Source organism: Kaistella rhinocerotis (assembly GCF_030243905.1).
Classification (GTDB): domain Bacteria; phylum Bacteroidota; class Bacteroidia; order Flavobacteriales; family Weeksellaceae; genus Kaistella; species Kaistella rhinocerotis.
This window is the reverse complement of sequence record NZ_JASSYY010000003.1, coordinates 228,930-244,736: the sequence shown is the minus strand read 5'-3', so window position 1 is coordinate 244,736 and position 15,807 is coordinate 228,930. Positions and strand designations below refer to the sequence as shown.

Genomic DNA, 15,807 nt, shown 5'->3' with positions numbered 1-15,807 from the left:
AAAAAACTTTTGGGGCTTTACGCGCTTGTAAATACTGTTAAAATATTTCAGATTTGCTTGTATTAAAAAAATCCTTTCGATGGCGAAAGGATTTGGTTGGTTTATTCCGGTTTATAACTGTCTTTCAGTGTCGCGGTACGGCTGAAAACCAGGTTTTCGGCTGTTGAATCTCGGTCTTTCGTGAAGTATCCGATTCTCTGAAACTGATAGGGCGCACCGGTTACGGCCTCTGCAAGAGTTGGTTCGGCGAAACCTTTTACAATTTTTAAGCTGTCCGGATTCAGGAACTCCATGAAATCAGCTTCTTTTTCTGCATCGGGCTGCGGCGTTGTAAAGAGTCGGTCGTAGATTCTTACTTCCACAGGCAGTGCGTGCTGAGCAGAAACCCAGTGCAGTGTTCCTTTCACTTTTCGCAAGCTCTCTTCAGTTCCGCTCCCTGAGCGACTTTTCGGGTCGTACGCGGCGTAGATTGTGGTTATTTCGCCATTCTCATCTTTGTCAACGCTTTCTGCTTTAATGATATACGCCGATTTTAAACGTACTTCACCACCAATTTTAAGTCTGAAAAATTTGTTTCCTGCTTCTTCTTTGAAATCTTCGCGTTCAATATAAAGTTCGCGTGAAAAAGGAATTTGGCGCGATCCTGCATTTTCGTCTTCCGGATTGTTCTCAGTCTCCAACCATTCTTCTCCGTTTTCAGGATAGTTTGTGATGATGAGTTTCACCGGATCTACCACCGCCATCACACGTGTTGCGGTTTTGTTTAAAGTTTCACGCACAAAAAACTCAAGAAGTTGGATATCAATGAGGTTTTCACGTTTGGCAACGCCTACACGGTCAATGAAATTTTTTATGGCCACCGGCGGATAACCGAGTCTACGCATGCCCGAAATGGTTGGCATCCTTGGGTCATCCCACCCGGTAACGGCATTTTCAGCCACCAAACGCTGCAGTTTTCTTTTGGAAGTGATCATGTATGACACGTTCATCCTCGCGAATTCACGCTGCTTGTTCCGTACTTTATCATTTTCATAAACCTGGTCAAGATACCAGTCGTAGAGAGGTCGGTGGTTTTCGAATTCCAGCGAACACAGTGAATGAGAGATTTGCTCGATATAATCAGACTGCCCGTGCGCCCAGTCGTACATTGGATAGATCTTCCATTTGTCACCCGTACGGTGGTGCGGACGCCGAAGGATGCGGTACATAACAGGGTCGCGCATGTTCATGTTGGGTGAACACATATCAATTTTCGCACGGAGAGACATGGCCCCTTCAGGAAACTCGCCGGCTTTCATCTTAGAAAAAAGTTCTAAACTTTCTTCTACCGGACGGTTTCTGTAAGGAGACTCGATGCCGTCTTCAAATGGGCTTTTACGCTGCGAAGTAATTTCCTCTGAAGTTTGCTCATCTACGTATGCTTTTCCGTCCTTTATCATCTGTACGGCCCAATCGTGGAGCTGTTCAAAATAATCGGATGCGTATAATTCTTTGTCATAAGTAAAGCCCAGCCACTTGATGTCGGCTTTTATGGCATCTACAAATTCCTGTTCTTCTTTTTCAGGATTGGTGTCATCAAACCGAAGATTCACAGGCGCTCCGTATTTTTCACCCAAACCAAAGTTGATGCAAATCGCTTTGGTGTGGCCAATGTGCAGGTAGCCATTGGGCTCCGGCGGAAAACGAAAGCGCAGTTGGTCTTTAGAAAAACCGTTGGCTAAATCTTCCTCGATGATATGCTCAATAAAGTTGAGCGGTTTTTTTTCTTCGTCCATTTTAGAATTCTAATACACGCAAATTTACGGATTTTAGGCTATACCTCTAAGTGTAAATGTGCTGCAGTTGTTTTCCTATTGAATTATTTTTAATTGTTTAAGAATGTTATATCTGATTAAATAATATGCATCCAATGCTAAAAATTTTTAATTTTGATTAAAGAGACCTACGCAAAGTGCGTTTCTATAAAAACTAAAAAAAATTAAACCATGAGAACTTTATTATTGGCAGTGATGATGCCAGCTGCACTGTTTTCGCAGACAGAGCCTGAAATTGGGTCTGAAGCTGCCCCGAAAATGAACATTGTGAAGACCAATGTGACTGCTTACGCATTCCGGAACGTTAACCTCACTTATGAACGCATCATCAATAAGCGTTTTTCAGTGTCAGTAGGCTATGGTACCGTGGCAAAAGGAGGAATTCCGTTCAGCAACAGCTTTATCAAGGACACGGAGTTTGAGGATATCGAGATTTCGCAGAGCCATTTTACGATAGAGCCGCGGATCTATTTGGGACAGGGATATGGAAAAGGTTTCTATTTCGCGCCTTACTATCGCCACACCACGTTCGATGCTGAAAATGTAGTACTTGATGTCGATTTTTCCGGTGATACAGTACCGATGTCGATTTCCGGACAGGCTAAGGGAAACAGTGCCGGCCTGATGGTAGGGGCACAGTGGTTTTTAGGAAAAACGGACAGCTGGGTGCTGGATTTTTGGATCGCTGGTGGTCATTATGGTGGTGGAAAAGGAGATTTCCGTGCAAGATCGCCGCGTGCGCTGACGCCTGCTGAACAGGCACAACTGAAAACCGAAATTGAAGATCTGGACATTCCCTTCGTCGAATATACGGTTGCCACAGATGCAAATGGCGCAAATATCAATGTTGACGGGCCGTGGGCTGGTGTGAGAAGCGGGCTTTCACTTGGGTACCGTTTTTAGAAGGTAATTCAGTTTTTTAAATATAAATCACGGAAACAAAGCGTTTTCGTGATTTTTTTTGTTTGAATTCTGCATTATTCTGATGTTGTGACAAACAGTTTAGCCGACGGGATTTGTCCAAAGTTCATCACCTTCAAGGAAAAGCTGTGTTTCAAAATTGTTGGTGAAAAGTCCGCCAGTTCCCAGACCTTGCGGTATTCCAGGATTTTTGGTGAACGTATATTGCGCAATGGCCGCCAAACCGATATTGCTTTCGAGGGCAGACGTGATCCACCAGCCAATTCCTAGGTCTTCGGCAATTGCAATCCACTCATCTGAACCTGCAAAACCGCCCACCAGTGATGGTTTCAGGATGATGAAGTGTGGTTTAATAGTTTCTAATAATGCCTTTTTAGCTTCAAAATCAAAAACGCCGATAAGTTCCTCGTCAAGCGCGATAGGCGTGGGTGTATCGCTACAAAGTCCACGCATTTCTGCGGTATTTCCGGCTTTGATTGGTTGCTCAATGGAGTGAATTTCCAGTTCAGCCAGTTCGTGCAGAACTTTTTTTGCCTCTTCAGGTGTGAATGCGCCGTTCGCATCTACCCGAAGTTCGAGCTGTTGCGGTGGAAAGTCTTGGCGAAGTTGTTTGAGGATTTTTTTTTCGGAAGACCAATCGGTGCCAATCTTTAATTTTAAACAATCAAAACCTGCTGAAAGTTTTTCCTGAATTTGCTTCTGCATGAACTCCACATCGCCCATCCAGATCAGACCGTTGATCTTTATGAAAGCTTCACCCTGAGTAAAATCACTTGGAAAATAATGCTTTCCGCCATGTTTTAAATTTAAGATCGCCTGCTCATATCCAAACCAAATCGACGGATATTCGCGCAGTTCCTTCGCAAGGGTTTTCGCATCCACGTTAATATTTTGGCAAAGCCACGCGAGTTTTTCTTCATATTCCGGCAAATCATCCGCACTCAGACCACGAAAAAGACCGCATTCGCCAATTCCTTTTTTGTCACCATCGGTTATTTCGAGGATAAAAGTTTCTTTGGTATGCAAAACACCCCGCGAGGTGCCGCCGGGTCTTTTGAAATTGAGAACATAGGAGAAAAAACTTGCCTCCATTTATTGCTGAGCGGCATTTTGCATGAATTCTTCGGCCTTCATCACCATTTTAGAGCTGCCGCAGAAAAACGGTACACGCTGGTGAAGCTCGGTCGGCTGAATCTCGAGGATGCGCTGGAAGCCATCGGTGCATTTTCCGCCCGCCTGCTCGGCAAGGAAAGCCATCGGATTGCATTCATACAAAAGCCTGAGTTTTCCGTTCGGGGATTGCGATGTAGAAGGGTAAATGTAAATGCCGCCTTTGATCATATTCCGGTGGAAATCTGAAACCAAGGAGCCGATATAACGTGAAGTATAAGGTCTGTCTTCTTCCTCGCGCTGGCAATATTTAATATAATTTTTCACACCCTGCGGAAATTTGATGTAATTCCCTTCATTGATGGAGTAAATTTTTCCGGTTTCCGGGAATTTCATATTTGGATGAGAAAGATAATAAGTGCCCAAACTTGGATCAAGTGTAAAACCGTTCACGCCATTTCCGGTGGTGTAAACAATCATCGTTGAGGAGCCATAAACCACGTATCCTGCGGCAGCCTGATTAACACCTTTTTGAAGGAAATCTTCCAGCGCAACCGGTGTTCCGGGCTCGGTGACACGTCGGTAGATCGAAAAAATAGTTCCTACTGAGACATTAACGTCAATGTTTGAAGAACCGTCGAGGGGATCGATCAACACGACATATTTACTTAAGTGGGCATTTGAACCACAACGCACATCGATGAAATCATCGCTTTCCTCCGATGCGATCCCGCAGACTACTTCACGCTGAGAAAGCGCTTCAATGAAGATCTCATTCGCCAAAACATCTAGCTTCTGCTGTTCTTCGCCCTGTATGTTTTCATTGCCAGACTGTCCGATGATGTTTGCAATTCCGGCCTTGTTTACTTCGCGGTTTACCACTTTGGAAGCAAGCCTGATCGCACTCAGTAAGCGGGAGAGTTCACCCGTGGAATATTGAAAATCCTCCTGTTTGTCGATAATAAATTCCCCTAGCGTCTGAAAATTCTGTTCTGGCATTTTTTTTCTTTTTGTTATGTTTCAAATTTCGGAAAAATTCTTTGATTTTTAGCCATGTTTGCGGCTTCAGCGAAGAATAAAACCGCCGGCGTACATTATATATTTTTAAAGTTTTGAGAGAATATAGATATATTCTGTCATCAACCCTTCTTTTTCGTATGTCGGCGCAAATTGATAATTTTGACCCCGGTATTTGCGGTGTGAAAACTAGTGGTAAACATCGGACGTACATATAATATATTATTAAATGAAAGTTTACAAGTTTGGTGGAGCTTCAGTGAAAGATGCTGAAAGCGTTAGAAATGTGGGAAGTGTACTGAGATCACAGGGATTTGAGCAGTGTGTGCTTGTAGTATCTGCGATGGGAAAAACAACGAATGCACTTGAAAAAGTGGTAGAACTGTATTTTGCCAAACAGGATTTTGCGACTGAACTTTCAAAGATTAAAGAAAATCATACAGCTATATCGCAAAGGCTCTTCGACGAAAGTCATGAGATATTCGCTAAAATGACCGCCGTTTTCGACGAGGTAGAAGAGTTTTTAGGCCGGAACAAGTCGCCCAACTTCAGTTTTGTCTATGACCAGGTGGTGAGTAGTGGCGAAATTGTTTCCTCAAAAATACTCAGCGCTTACCTGAATGATCAAGGTTTTGATAATCAATGGCTTGATGCCCGAGAGCTCATTAAAACCGACAGCACCTATCGCGAAGGTGTGATAAACTGGGATGAAACCCAAAAAAATATTTCGGGACTGAATCAATCGCAAAGCTATGTGACACAGGGTTTTATAGGTTCTGAAGATGACAATTTTACCGTCACTCTCGGTCGTGAAGGTTCCGATTATTCAGCAGCCATTTTTGCCTATTGTATGAATGCTGAAACGGTAACGATCTGGAAAGATGTGCCCGGCGTGATGACCGGCGATCCCCGAAAATTTGAAAATGTCTCGCTCCTTCCGAATATTTCTTATGAAGAAGCAATCGAGATGGCGTATTATGGCGCGTCGGTAATTCACCCCAAAACTTTGCAGCCATTACAGCAAAAGAACATTCCGTTTTACGTGAAATCTTTTCTTCAGCCTGAAATGCCGGGAACAAAAGTGGGAGAAACCGATCAGAACTGCTATATCGAGTCATTTATATTAAAAGAAAACCAGCATCTGATGCGCATCGCGACGCGCGATTTCTCCTTCATTGCGGAAGATCACATGAGCCAGATTTTTTCAATGCTCGCGAAGTTTAAAATTAAAGTCTCGCTAATGCAGAATTCGGCCATTTCGCTTGCGCTCTGCCTGGAAGATAAATATGAAAAAATCAGCGATCTGGAACGTGAACTTTCGCAGCATTTCAGTACGGAAACAGTGAAAAATGTTTCACTTTTTACGGTTCGGAACGCCGATTTGCAGAATTTGGATACTTTCTATAATGGCAAGACCATCCTCTTAGAGCAAATTTCAAAAAAAACTGTACAGCTAATAACCAACTGATAACCAGATAATAACTATGAGTCTCATCACTGAAAATGACCTGATCGCCGCGGCAGGTCTGAACCGTCTTGGTTTTCTGAAGAATCCGGTGGCATCGGCCATCATGCGGCTTACAAAAATCTCGGAGGTAAATAAGCTTTATGATATCTTAAAAGACAAGAAAGGCAAAGATTTTTTTGATGCATTCGTCCGCGAGCGTGGATTGAAATATATCGTGTTCGAGGAAGATTTGGCGAAAATCCCTAAAACAGGATCTTTCATTTTGGTATCGAATCATCCGCTTGGCGCTATTGACGGTATTCTGATGACTAAAGTCTTAACCGAAATCAGACCCGATTTTAAAGTGATGGGCAATTTCCTCCTCGAAAAGATTAAACCCATGGAACCTTACGTGATTCCTGTAAATCCTTTTGAAAGCAGAAAGGAAGTGCGCAGCAGTGCGGCCGGAATGCGCGAAACACTTAAACATCTCCAAAACGGCGGCTGCGTCGGCATCTTCCCCGCCGGTGAGGTTTCGAACAAGAATAATGACTTTAATGAAATACATGACCGTGCGTGGGAAAAACCGGCTCTTAAACTTATAAAAGCGGCGAAAGTGCCCGTGATTCCGATGTATTTCCACGCCAAGAACAGCCGGCTTTTCTACCAACTCGCAAAACTGCATCCGGAGCTTCAGACTTTAATGTTGCCGGCCGAAATGATGCACAAACGGGAAAAACCAATACGCATCCGCGTCGGGAAACCCGTGCCGACCCGTGCGCTTGAAGATCACGATACGATCGAGGAAATGGGCGAATTTCTGCAGAACAAAATATACATGCTGAAATCGTATTACGAAAAGCGGAAATCTATTGCTGAACAGCTCAAATTACCTAATCTGAAACTGAATTTTCCGATCATGAAGGAGGAAAATGTAGTTCAGAATATCATTGATGAGACGCCGCAGGATGATATTGAGAAAGAAATCGCATTACTTGGCGACAAAATGCTCTTCCGCAACGGGAATTACGAACTCTATTTTACCACATACGGCGAAATTCCCTCCATTATGCGTGAAATAGGCCGGCAGCGCGAACTCACTTTCCGCAAGATAGGTGAGGGGAGCAATCTTCCGTTCGATCTGGACCGCTATGATGAATACTACCACCATCTGTTCCTGTGGGATGCCAACGCCCGAAAACTCGTGGGCGCGTACCGCATGGCGCTGGGTAGCGAAGTAATGAAAAAACATGGCATCGAAGGATTCTATACGAGTTCTTTGTTTGAATTTGACCAGGAACTGAGACCGTTTTTCCGCAAAGTGATAGAGATGGGCCGTGCCTACATCTCGTCTGAATACCAGCAGAAGCCTTTGCCGCTATTCCTCTTGTGGCGCGGTATCGTGCATGTTTGCCTCAGAAATCCGGAACACAAATTCCTGATGGGCGGTGTGAGTATCTCCAATAAATTTTCGGAATTTTCAAAATCGCTGATGATCGAGTTTATGCGTTCGCACTATTACGATTCTGCAGTGGCGCAGTATATCCACCCTAAAAAGGAATTCAAAGTAAAACTGAAAGACCGCGACAAACATCTGTTCTTCGACGAAGTGGAGTCTGACCTTAACAAGCTCGACAAAATTATCGATGATCTGGAACCCGAAATGCGGATGCCGGTTTTGATTAAAAAATACATCAAGCAGAATGCAAAAGTGATTTCTTTTAACGTAGATCCTAGCTTTAATGACGCGATCGACGGGCTGATGTATATCCGAATCAGTGATCTCCCCGAGAGTACAATAAAGCCGGTACTCGAAGAAATGAGCGAGCAAATGCGCAAAGAAGAAAATAATGCGGCTGAGAATCAATAGGTTTTTGGTATGCATTAAAATTTTACCGGAATAAATTTGGAGCCAATAGCGTAAATGCTTACTTTTGCACCACTTTACTACGGTAATGAACGCGGTTTCTTAGCTCAGTTGGTAGAGCAATGGATTGAAAATCCATGTGTCCCTGGTTCGATTCCTGGAGAAACCACAAAAAATAATCACTTACAGAGATGTAAGTGATTTTTTTTTATGCGAAATGTTTTGGTTTTTATAGTGCTGAAATAGCGCACTATTTCACTGCTACACCATCCAACAGAATATTCTCTGTATTTTTTAATGTGAAAGGTTTGCCCTGAACATTAAATTTTGTGTTCCTGAAGGTAATATCTTTTACATTCTCTGCCTCAAAACCGTTTTTGGCTGTAATGTTTACATTTTCAAAATAAAGTTCATGAATCGGAACATCTTCCACACCCACCAGTTTCATGGCGGTTTCTGCACCGTCGCAGCTGATGTTTTTGAAATAAAATTTGGAGTATTCGGGGATTTTTCCTTCACCAGGTGCATATTTTACAGGAGTTTTCCCCACCTGCCGGTTTTCGTAGAATGAACTCATATTGATGGCCTCATCAATAATATTATCCATCTTGATGTTTTGGATGTAAATATTGGAAACCGGACCGCCAATTCCCTCATTGCTTTTCACGCGGATACCGATATCTGTCCCGCTGAAATGACAGTCGGTTACAAAAATATTATTCATTCCGCCATCCGTATTAGAGCCGATCGTAAACCCGCCGTGGGCATGGTGTACGGTCGATTTCGCAATGATGATATTTTCAAGTCTTGGACCTGGTTCGCCTTTGCTGCTGCTGCTTTTCATGCAGATCCCGTCATCGCCCACGTCTACGTGGCAATTGTACACGAGAACATTTTTGGATGCGCTGATGTCTATGCCGTCCGTATTCTGGCCGTATTTCGGGTTCAGAACCGTTAAGTCGGTAAGCAACACGCCATCGGACTGCGAGACGTAAACCGTAAGCTTCGGTGAGTTTTGAATCGTGATTCCCTGAATCCGCAGATTATTAATTTTAATTAGGTTCATCATGTAAGGACGGAGGAAGTCGCGCGCCGGCAGGAAGTCGGCTGCAGTAAGATTGGTTTTCTTTTTAAGGTCCTGAAGTATATTCTCTCCGTTCAGGGCATCTTCTGTGGGCCACCACACCTTTTTATCTTCGCTCAGAACGCCGGTTTTAGTCAGTTCTGACCAAAATTCCGGTGTCACTTTGGCTTTTTTTACGGGTCGCCAACTGTCGCCGCCACCGTCAATTGTGCCTTTACCCGTAATCACTACATTTTCCACATCACGGGCATAGATCGGCGACATCACAAAATACTCTTTCCCCGATGAATTCTTAGGGAGGAGCGGATACTGTGTACGATCCCGCGTAAATTGCATCAGTGCCCCTTCACTTAGATGCAGCGTGATATTGCTTTTAAGCTCTATTGCACCAAGAAGCCAGGTGCCGGCCGGAACCATCACCGTCGTATTGCCATGCTTACTTGCCTGATCAATTGCGTTTTGGAATGCTTTAGTATTTAAAGTTTTGCCGTCTGCTAACGCTCCAAAATCTACAATAGAAATGACTTTTTGCGCTATGTCCTTTTGACCTACTTTCGGAAGATTTATTTTAAACGGTGCCTGATCCACATACTTTTGCCACTCTGGTGTTTGTGAGTTAATCGATTGCAGGCTTAATGCTGCAGTAACGGCAATCAGGCTTTTTCTGATTAAATTTTGGTACATATTCCAGTCGGAAATTTGGTTAACGAAATGATTCTAAGACTTGCTTACGCTAAACAAAATTACAATTTATTTCAAAAAGAAACGTTTTTGCGATAAATTTGATGATTTTAAATCCTGAACAGGAGTGTTATACCTGAATGAATTTAAAAGCCGCTATAAATTTTTCCTGAAGTTTATTCAAACCGCAAAGTTATATTTGGGACTGAAAAACAGTTTTACGTATCAAAAAATTATATATCTTTGTGTAATCGATTACAGATATTTTATTATGAAGACAAATTTTAGTTTCAGGTATGCTGCAAATCCTGCCGATGTAAAATCGTACGATACTGAAAAACTCCGTAATGAGTTTTTAATCCAGAAACTGTTTACAGAAAACAGTGTCAACCTGGTATACTCAATGTATGACAGGCTGATCGTGGGTGGCGCGATGCCTGTAAATGAAAAACTTACATTGGAGACCATTCCTTACTTAAAATCCGAAAACTTTCTGGATCGCCGCGAAATCGGCATTATCAACGTAGGTGGACCCGGTGAGATACATGTGGACGGTGAAGTATTTGAACTTGATAAAAAGGAAGCGCTTTACATAGGAAAAGGTGTGAAAGACGTAATCTTTGTAAGTAAAGATAAATCAAGTCCAGCACTCTTTTACATCAACTCTGCACCTGCACACGAAAAATTCCCAACCAAAAAAGTGGGTAAAGAAAACGCCGAGGTAATTCAGCTTGGTGACGAAAACTCTGCAAACCGCCGGGTTCTGAATAAGCTCATCGTAAACAGTATCGTTGAGACAAACCAGCTTCAGATGGGACTTACGGAGCTTCTCCCAGGAAATATCTGGAATACGATGCCAGCCCACACGCATTCAAGAAGAATGGAAGCATATTTTTATTTCGACCTTCACGAAGGCCAGACGATCTCGCACTTTATGGGCGAACCACAGGAAACCCGCCATATTTTTATGCAGAATCATGACGCGGTACTTTCTCCGGAATGGTCAATTCACAGCGGCGCCGGAACCTCCAATTATTCATTTATTTGGGGAATGGCAGGTGAAAATCTAGACTATGGTGATATGGATGTTTGCGCACCCAATGAATTAAGATAAAATGGAACTATTCAGTTTAAAAAATAAAAATGCCCTGATCACGGGTGGAACTCACGGTCTTGGGATGGCGATGGCGGAAGCATTGGCAATCGCCGGTGCAAAACTGCTCATCACCGGAACTACACCTCATAAAATGAAGGATGCACTGGCATACTATCATTCTAAAGGTTACGATGCGCGCGGTTATCTATTCGATGTTACTGACGAAACCGAAGCCGCTAAACAGGTTGAGAAAATTACCGCCGAGGCAAGTGGAATTCATATTCTGGTGAATAATGCCGGAATTATTAAAAGAGAATCCGCGCTTACGATGCCGGTTTCGGATTTCAGAAAAGTAGTGGATGTAGATTTGGTGGGTCCGTTTATCATATCTCAATTGGTTGTAAAACAAATGATTGAGCGTAAAGAAGGTAAAATCATCAACATCTGTTCTATGATGAGCGAGCTCGGAAGAAACAGTGTTTCAGCTTACGCCGCCGCAAAAGGTGGCTTAAAAATGCTGACCCGAAATCTTGCAACAGAATGGGCTAAATATAATATTCAGGTGAACGGAATTGGTCCCGGATACTTTGCAACTTCGCAAACCGAGCCGATCCGCGTGGACGGCAACCCATTCAATGAGTTCATCATCAGTCGCACGCCAGCTGGAAGGTGGGGAAATCCTGAAGATTTGGCGGGCGCAGCGGTTTTTTTAGCCTCTAAAGCCAGTGATTTTGTAAACGGGCAAATCATCTATGTTGACGGGGGCATCCTGGCCACCATCGGAAAACCTTCGAACGAAGAATAATAACTACTGAAAATGAGTACAAATTTTATTCACGACAACTTTCTATTAGAAAATAAATACGCCGAAGAGTTATACCATAACTTTTCGAAGAATCAGCCGATCATTGATTATCACAACCACCTTTCGCCGGCCCTTATCGCAGACAACCACGTTTTCTCCAATATCACTGAAGCCTGGATTAACGGTGACCATTACAAATGGCGGGCGATGCGGACTTTAGGGGTGAATGAAAAGTTCATCACAGGCGATGCTTCCGCACAGGAAAAGTTTTTACAGTGGGGCAAAACGGTGCCGTACACAGTTCGGAATCCTCTGTTTCACTGGACTCACCTTGAACTTGCGAGGTATTTCGATATTTACGAATTGCTGAATGAAGATTCGGCATCCAAAATCTACAACGAAGTCTCTGCAAAAATTTCAACACCCGAATACAGCACGCAAAACCTTTTAGCAAAAATGAATGTTGAAATGGTTTGCACCACAGAAGATCCTACGGATAACTTGGAACATCACCAGAAATTGGCGTCGGGAAACGGCAAACTGAAGATGAGTACCGCTTTCCGGCCTGACAAGGCAATCCTTATCGGAAATGAAGGTTTTAATGATTACTTGAATACATTGGCTGAGGTAGCTGGTGTAGAAATCGCGACTTACGCAGATCTTATTACCGTTTTAACGAAAAGATTATCCTATTTCCACGAAAACGGATGCCGACTTTCAGATCATGGTTTGGATCAAATTTATTCAGTTTCATTCACAGAAAGCGAAGTTTCAAATATATTTAAAAAACGTAGAAAAGGTGCTCAGGTTACGGATGAAGAGGCGCTGAAATTCCAAAGTGCAATCCTTATTTTTCTGGCAGAATCTTATCATGAAATGGGCTGGGTACAGCAATTTCATTTGGGTGCATTGAGAAATAACAATGCGCGGATGCACCGCATCTTAGGTCCTGATACGGGATGGGATTCTATCGGTGATCTTCCGCAGGCACAGCAGCTTTCGGACTTTTTAAATCGACTTGATTCCAGTGATAAGCTCGCTAAAACAATAATTTATAACCTTAACCCGGCTGACAATGAAGTTTTTGCCACGATGATCGGAAACTTTAATGACGGCAGCGTGAAAGGGAAAGTTCAGCTTGGCTCTGGCTGGTGGTTCCTGGACCAAAAAGACGGGATGACGAAGCAGATTAATGCACTTTCAAATATGGGTCTTCTGAGCTGTTTCGTCGGGATGCTGACGGATTCCAGAAGCTTCCTTTCGTTCCCGCGTCACGAATATTTCCGTCGCGTACTCTGTAATTTGCTTGGAGACGAGATGAAGCGCGGCGAACTGCCGGATGATATGGAGTGGATCGGAAAGATCGTGTCGGATATTTCGTACAACAATGCTAAAGAATATTTTAATTTCTAAAATATAGAATCTATGTTCTTAGAACAGAGCAATTACACGTGGCAGAAAATAGACGAAAATCTTGACCGTGCACTTGTCGGTTTTGATGATTCCCTGATGCTCACCATCGTGCGTTTTAAAAAAGGCGGCGTGGGTAAAGTGCATCAGCACCTTCATTCGCAGGCCGCCTATATCGCTGTGGGATCATTTGAAGTGCAGATCGGGGAAACTAAAAAAGTGCTGAAAGCTGGTGATTCGTTTTTCCTGCCCAGCAATATCAAGCACGGTGTGGTTTGCCTGGAAGAAGGCGTTCTGATTGAATCTTTCAGTCCGGCGCGCGAAGATTTCTTAAAACAATAATTAATTATACAAAAAATAAACAGATGAGTAGAGTTGTAACTTTCGGTGAAATAATGCTTAGACTAGCACCACAGGGTTTTTTGAGGTTTTCACAGGCAGATAATTTTGACGTGGTTTATGGTGGTGGAGAATCAAACGTTGCGGTTTCTTTGGCCAATTACGGTATTTCTGTAGATTTCGTAACCCGTTTACCGAAGAATGATATCGGCCAGTGTGCGATGATGGAAATGCGTAAAAGAGGCGTTGGAGTAGACAAAATTGTTTGGGGCGGAGACCGTTTGGGAATTTATTTCCTTGAAACCGGCGCTGTGTCCCGCGGATCAAAAGTAGTATATGACCGGGCTCATTCTGCAATGTCCGAGATTCAGCCGGGAATGATCAATTGGGAAGAAGTTTTCGAAGGTGCTGAGTGGTTCCATTGGACAGGAATTACACCCGCCATCTCCCAAAGTTCGGCAGATGTCTGCCTGGAAGCAGTGAAAACGGCCAGCAAAATGGGTATTACGATCTCAACAGACCTTAACTATAGAGCGAAACTTTGGAAATACGGCGGAGACAGAGAAGCGATTATGACTGAACTTACATCCTACTGCGATATCATTCTGGGAAATGAAGAAGATGCCGAAATGCATTTCGGTATCAAACCAGACGGACTTGCAGTGCAGACCCATGGCCACGACGTAAAAGCAGAATCTTTCCTGTCCGTTTGTCAGCAGATGATGGAAAAATTCCCGAGAGCTAAAAAAGTAATCACAACATTGCGAGGTTCAATCTCAGCTTCCCATAACACCTGGGCCGGTGTTCTGTACGATGGTAAAGAAATGCTGCAGACGCGTCAGTACCAAATCACCGATATCGTTGACCGTGTTGGTGGCGGAGATTCTTTCATGGGCGGATTGATCTACGGACTGCTTACGTACCCGAATGACGACCAGAACGCACTTGATTTTGCGGTTGCGGCTTCATGCCTGAAACACACCATCAAAGGTGATGCAAACCTGGTGACTGTAGACGAAGTGATGAAACTGATGGGCGGCGACGCTTCCGGACGTGTAGCAAGATAAATAAGCCATGATAATAGATTCACTGCACAACGCCGCAACATATCATGCGCTTCATCCTTTATTTTCAAAAGCTTTTCAGTTTTTGGAGGAAAATGATTTGATGAATTTGCCGGATGGCAGCATTCAGATTGAGGAAGGCTTAAAGGTAATTGTTAGCCAAAAAAATGGAAAAATCGCTGAGGAAAGCTTGAAAAAATTCGAATGTCACAATTCAAATATTGACATTCAGGTTTGTGTAAAGGGGACTGAAACAATCGGTTGGAAGCCGCGAGAAACCTGCAAAAACCCAAATGGAGAGTACGATTCCGTAAAGGATGTTCAGTTCTTCAGCGACCAGCCGGATATGTTTTTTAATCTGACAGACAGTCAGTTCGTAATTTTTTATCCCGGAGATGTTCATGCACCGATGATTGGAGAAGGAGAAATACGGAAACTGGTTTTTAAAGTAAAAATTTAACAAAATTCATATGAGCAATATTCAGAAAGTTTCAAACGCTATTGTAAATCAGGGGATTTTACCTCTGTATTTCAATGCGGATGAAACCATTACCATAGAAACGCTTCGCGCAATCTATCGCGCTGGAATTCGTGCAGTAGAATACACGAACCGCGGCGAAGCAGCTTTACAAAACTTCCGGAAAATGGTGGAAACGAGAAATTCGGAAATGGCAGATCTGCTATTGGGAATTGGTACGATCAAGAATCTTCAGCAGGCACAGGATTTTGTAGAAGCAGGCGCAGATTTCTTTATCAGCCCCGGATTTGTACCGGAAGTGGCGGATTTCCTTATTTCACAGGATAAATTTTACAGTCCGGGATGCATGACACCAACCGAGATAATCGCCGCTGAGAATGCGGGTGTGAAGTTTATTAAACTCTTTCCCGGAAATATGCTCGGCCCCGACTTCTTAAGCGGAATAAAAGATATTTTCCCGAACCTTCTCTTTATGCCAACCGGTGGGGTAGATACCACGCGCGAAAATATCGAAGGTTGGTTTAAAGCCGGCGTTTCTGCCGTGGGAATGGGCAGCAAACTCATCAGCAAAAAACTGATGGCGGATAAAAACTACGCCGACATGGAAGACGAAACCAGAAAAGTTTTGGAAATAGTCTCCGCTGTAAAAAATTCTTAAACGAAAACAACACACC

Annotated in this window: 14 protein-coding genes and 1 tRNA gene; 11 read left to right on the top strand and 4 right to left on the bottom strand. The window is 43.4% G+C overall.

Features of this window, described 5'->3' with window-relative positions:
- Positions 1-101 precede the first annotated feature (101 nt).
- Positions 102-1,775 carry a glutamine--tRNA ligase/YqeY domain fusion protein gene (locus QEP06_RS10795; protein ID WP_285270261.1) on the bottom strand — a complete coding sequence of 558 codons (1,674 nt, stop codon included), beginning with the start codon at positions 1,773-1,775 and terminating at the stop codon, positions 102-104.
- A gap of 210 nt (positions 1,776-1,985) precedes the next feature.
- On the opposite strand from QEP06_RS10795, the gene QEP06_RS10790 reads away from it, so the two are divergent.
- Complete coding sequence (locus QEP06_RS10790; protein WP_285270260.1) at positions 1,986-2,717, top strand: DUF3575 domain-containing protein; 732 nt, start codon at positions 1,986-1,988, stop codon at positions 2,715-2,717.
- Between the two features lie 99 nt (positions 2,718-2,816).
- On the opposite strand, the gene menC is transcribed toward QEP06_RS10790, so the two are convergent.
- Together menC and fbp are read right to left on the bottom strand one after the other, a co-directional pair.
- The gene (menC, locus tag QEP06_RS10785; protein WP_285270259.1) at positions 2,817-3,827 is read right to left on the bottom strand and encodes an o-succinylbenzoate synthase; all 1,011 of its coding nucleotides are present in this window, start codon (positions 3,825-3,827) and stop codon (positions 2,817-2,819) included.
- Positions 3,828-4,844 carry a class 1 fructose-bisphosphatase gene (gene fbp / locus QEP06_RS10780; protein ID WP_251833919.1) on the bottom strand — a complete coding sequence of 339 codons (1,017 nt, stop codon included), beginning with the start codon at positions 4,842-4,844 and terminating at the stop codon, positions 3,828-3,830.
- 247 nt (positions 4,845-5,091) lie between these two features.
- Between fbp and QEP06_RS10775 the strand changes: the two genes are divergently transcribed.
- The 3 genes from QEP06_RS10775 (at position 5,092) to QEP06_RS10765 (ending at position 8,345) form a co-directional block, all read left to right on the top strand.
- The gene (locus QEP06_RS10775) at positions 5,092-6,330 is read left to right on the top strand and encodes an aspartate kinase (RefSeq protein WP_285270258.1); all 1,239 of its coding nucleotides are present in this window, start codon (positions 5,092-5,094) and stop codon (positions 6,328-6,330) included.
- Between the two features lie 16 nt (positions 6,331-6,346).
- Positions 6,347-8,179, top strand: a complete 1,833-nt coding sequence (locus QEP06_RS10770; protein WP_285270257.1) for a lysophospholipid acyltransferase family protein — start codon at positions 6,347-6,349, stop codon at positions 8,177-8,179.
- Positions 8,180-8,272: 93 nt separating this feature from the next.
- A tRNA-Phe gene (locus QEP06_RS10765) sits at positions 8,273-8,345 on the top strand.
- 81 nt (positions 8,346-8,426) lie between these two features.
- Here the strand turns inward: QEP06_RS10765 and QEP06_RS10760 are convergent.
- Entirely contained in the window at positions 8,427-9,944 is a 1,518-nt protein-coding gene (locus tag QEP06_RS10760) for a glycoside hydrolase family 28 protein (protein WP_285270256.1), read from the bottom strand.
- 268 nt (positions 9,945-10,212) lie between these two features.
- Here QEP06_RS10760 and kduI point away from each other — a divergent pair, with 268 nt between their 5' ends.
- The 7 genes from kduI to QEP06_RS10725 are packed head-to-tail and all read left to right on the top strand — an operon-like array spanning position 10,213 to position 15,791.
- Positions 10,213-11,055, top strand: a complete 843-nt coding sequence (gene kduI / locus QEP06_RS10755) for a 5-dehydro-4-deoxy-D-glucuronate isomerase (RefSeq protein WP_285270255.1) — start codon at positions 10,213-10,215, stop codon at positions 11,053-11,055.
- Position 11,056: 1 nt separating this feature from the next.
- Positions 11,057-11,842 carry a gluconate 5-dehydrogenase gene (locus tag QEP06_RS10750; protein ID WP_285270254.1) on the top strand — a complete coding sequence of 262 codons (786 nt, stop codon included), beginning with the start codon at positions 11,057-11,059 and terminating at the stop codon, positions 11,840-11,842.
- A 12-nt stretch (positions 11,843-11,854) separates the two neighbouring features.
- A complete protein-coding gene (uxaC, locus tag QEP06_RS10745) occupies positions 11,855-13,255 on the top strand; it encodes a glucuronate isomerase (RefSeq protein ID WP_285270253.1) in 1,401 nt (466 codons plus the stop codon).
- Positions 13,256-13,267: 12 nt separating this feature from the next.
- Positions 13,268-13,594, top strand: coding sequence for a cupin domain-containing protein (locus QEP06_RS10740; protein ID WP_285270252.1), 327 nt, complete (start codon positions 13,268-13,270; stop codon positions 13,592-13,594).
- Between the two features lie 23 nt (positions 13,595-13,617).
- A complete protein-coding gene (locus tag QEP06_RS10735; RefSeq protein ID WP_285270251.1) occupies positions 13,618-14,658 on the top strand; it encodes a sugar kinase in 1,041 nt (346 codons plus the stop codon).
- A 7-nt stretch (positions 14,659-14,665) separates the two neighbouring features.
- On the top strand, positions 14,666-15,115 hold the full coding sequence (locus tag QEP06_RS10730; RefSeq protein WP_285270250.1) for a NanQ anomerase/TabA/YiaL family protein: 450 nt from the start codon (positions 14,666-14,668) through the stop codon (positions 15,113-15,115).
- A gap of 10 nt (positions 15,116-15,125) precedes the next feature.
- Positions 15,126-15,791: a bifunctional 4-hydroxy-2-oxoglutarate aldolase/2-dehydro-3-deoxy-phosphogluconate aldolase gene (locus tag QEP06_RS10725; RefSeq protein ID WP_285270249.1), complete on the top strand. Its 666-nt coding sequence runs from the start codon at positions 15,126-15,128 to the stop codon at positions 15,789-15,791.
- Positions 15,792-15,807 lie beyond the last annotated feature (16 nt).

What these genes read in the sequence shown, in the direction of transcription:
- QEP06_RS10750 (WP_285270254.1), top strand. Translation starts at nt 11,057, where the DNA reads ATGGAACTATTCAGTTTAAAAAATAAAAATGCCCTGATCACGGGTGGA.
- QEP06_RS10725 (WP_285270249.1), top strand. Translation starts at nt 15,126, where the DNA reads ATGAGCAATATTCAGAAAGTTTCAAACGCTATTGTAAATCAGGGGATT.
- uxaC (WP_285270253.1), top strand. Translation starts at nt 11,855, where the DNA reads ATGAGTACAAATTTTATTCACGACAACTTTCTATTAGAAAATAAATAC.
- QEP06_RS10770 (WP_285270257.1), top strand. Translation starts at nt 6,347, where the DNA reads ATGAGTCTCATCACTGAAAATGACCTGATCGCCGCGGCAGGTCTGAAC.
- fbp (WP_251833919.1), bottom strand. Translation starts at nt 4,844, where the DNA reads ATGCCAGAACAGAATTTTCAGACGCTAGGGGAATTTATTATCGACAAA.
- QEP06_RS10795 (WP_285270261.1), bottom strand. Translation starts at nt 1,775, where the DNA reads ATGGACGAAGAAAAAAAACCGCTCAACTTTATTGAGCATATCATCGAG.
- QEP06_RS10735 (WP_285270251.1), top strand. Translation starts at nt 13,618, where the DNA reads ATGAGTAGAGTTGTAACTTTCGGTGAAATAATGCTTAGACTAGCACCA.
- menC (WP_285270259.1), bottom strand. Translation starts at nt 3,827, where the DNA reads ATGGAGGCAAGTTTTTTCTCCTATGTTCTCAATTTCAAAAGACCCGGC.
- kduI (WP_285270255.1), top strand. Translation starts at nt 10,213, where the DNA reads ATGAAGACAAATTTTAGTTTCAGGTATGCTGCAAATCCTGCCGATGTA.
- QEP06_RS10730 (WP_285270250.1), top strand. Translation starts at nt 14,666, where the DNA reads ATGATAATAGATTCACTGCACAACGCCGCAACATATCATGCGCTTCAT.
- QEP06_RS10790 (WP_285270260.1), top strand. Translation starts at nt 1,986, where the DNA reads ATGAGAACTTTATTATTGGCAGTGATGATGCCAGCTGCACTGTTTTCG.
- QEP06_RS10740 (WP_285270252.1), top strand. Translation starts at nt 13,268, where the DNA reads ATGTTCTTAGAACAGAGCAATTACACGTGGCAGAAAATAGACGAAAAT.
- QEP06_RS10775 (WP_285270258.1), top strand. Translation starts at nt 5,092, where the DNA reads ATGAAAGTTTACAAGTTTGGTGGAGCTTCAGTGAAAGATGCTGAAAGC.
- QEP06_RS10760 (WP_285270256.1), bottom strand. Translation starts at nt 9,944, where the DNA reads ATGTACCAAAATTTAATCAGAAAAAGCCTGATTGCCGTTACTGCAGCA.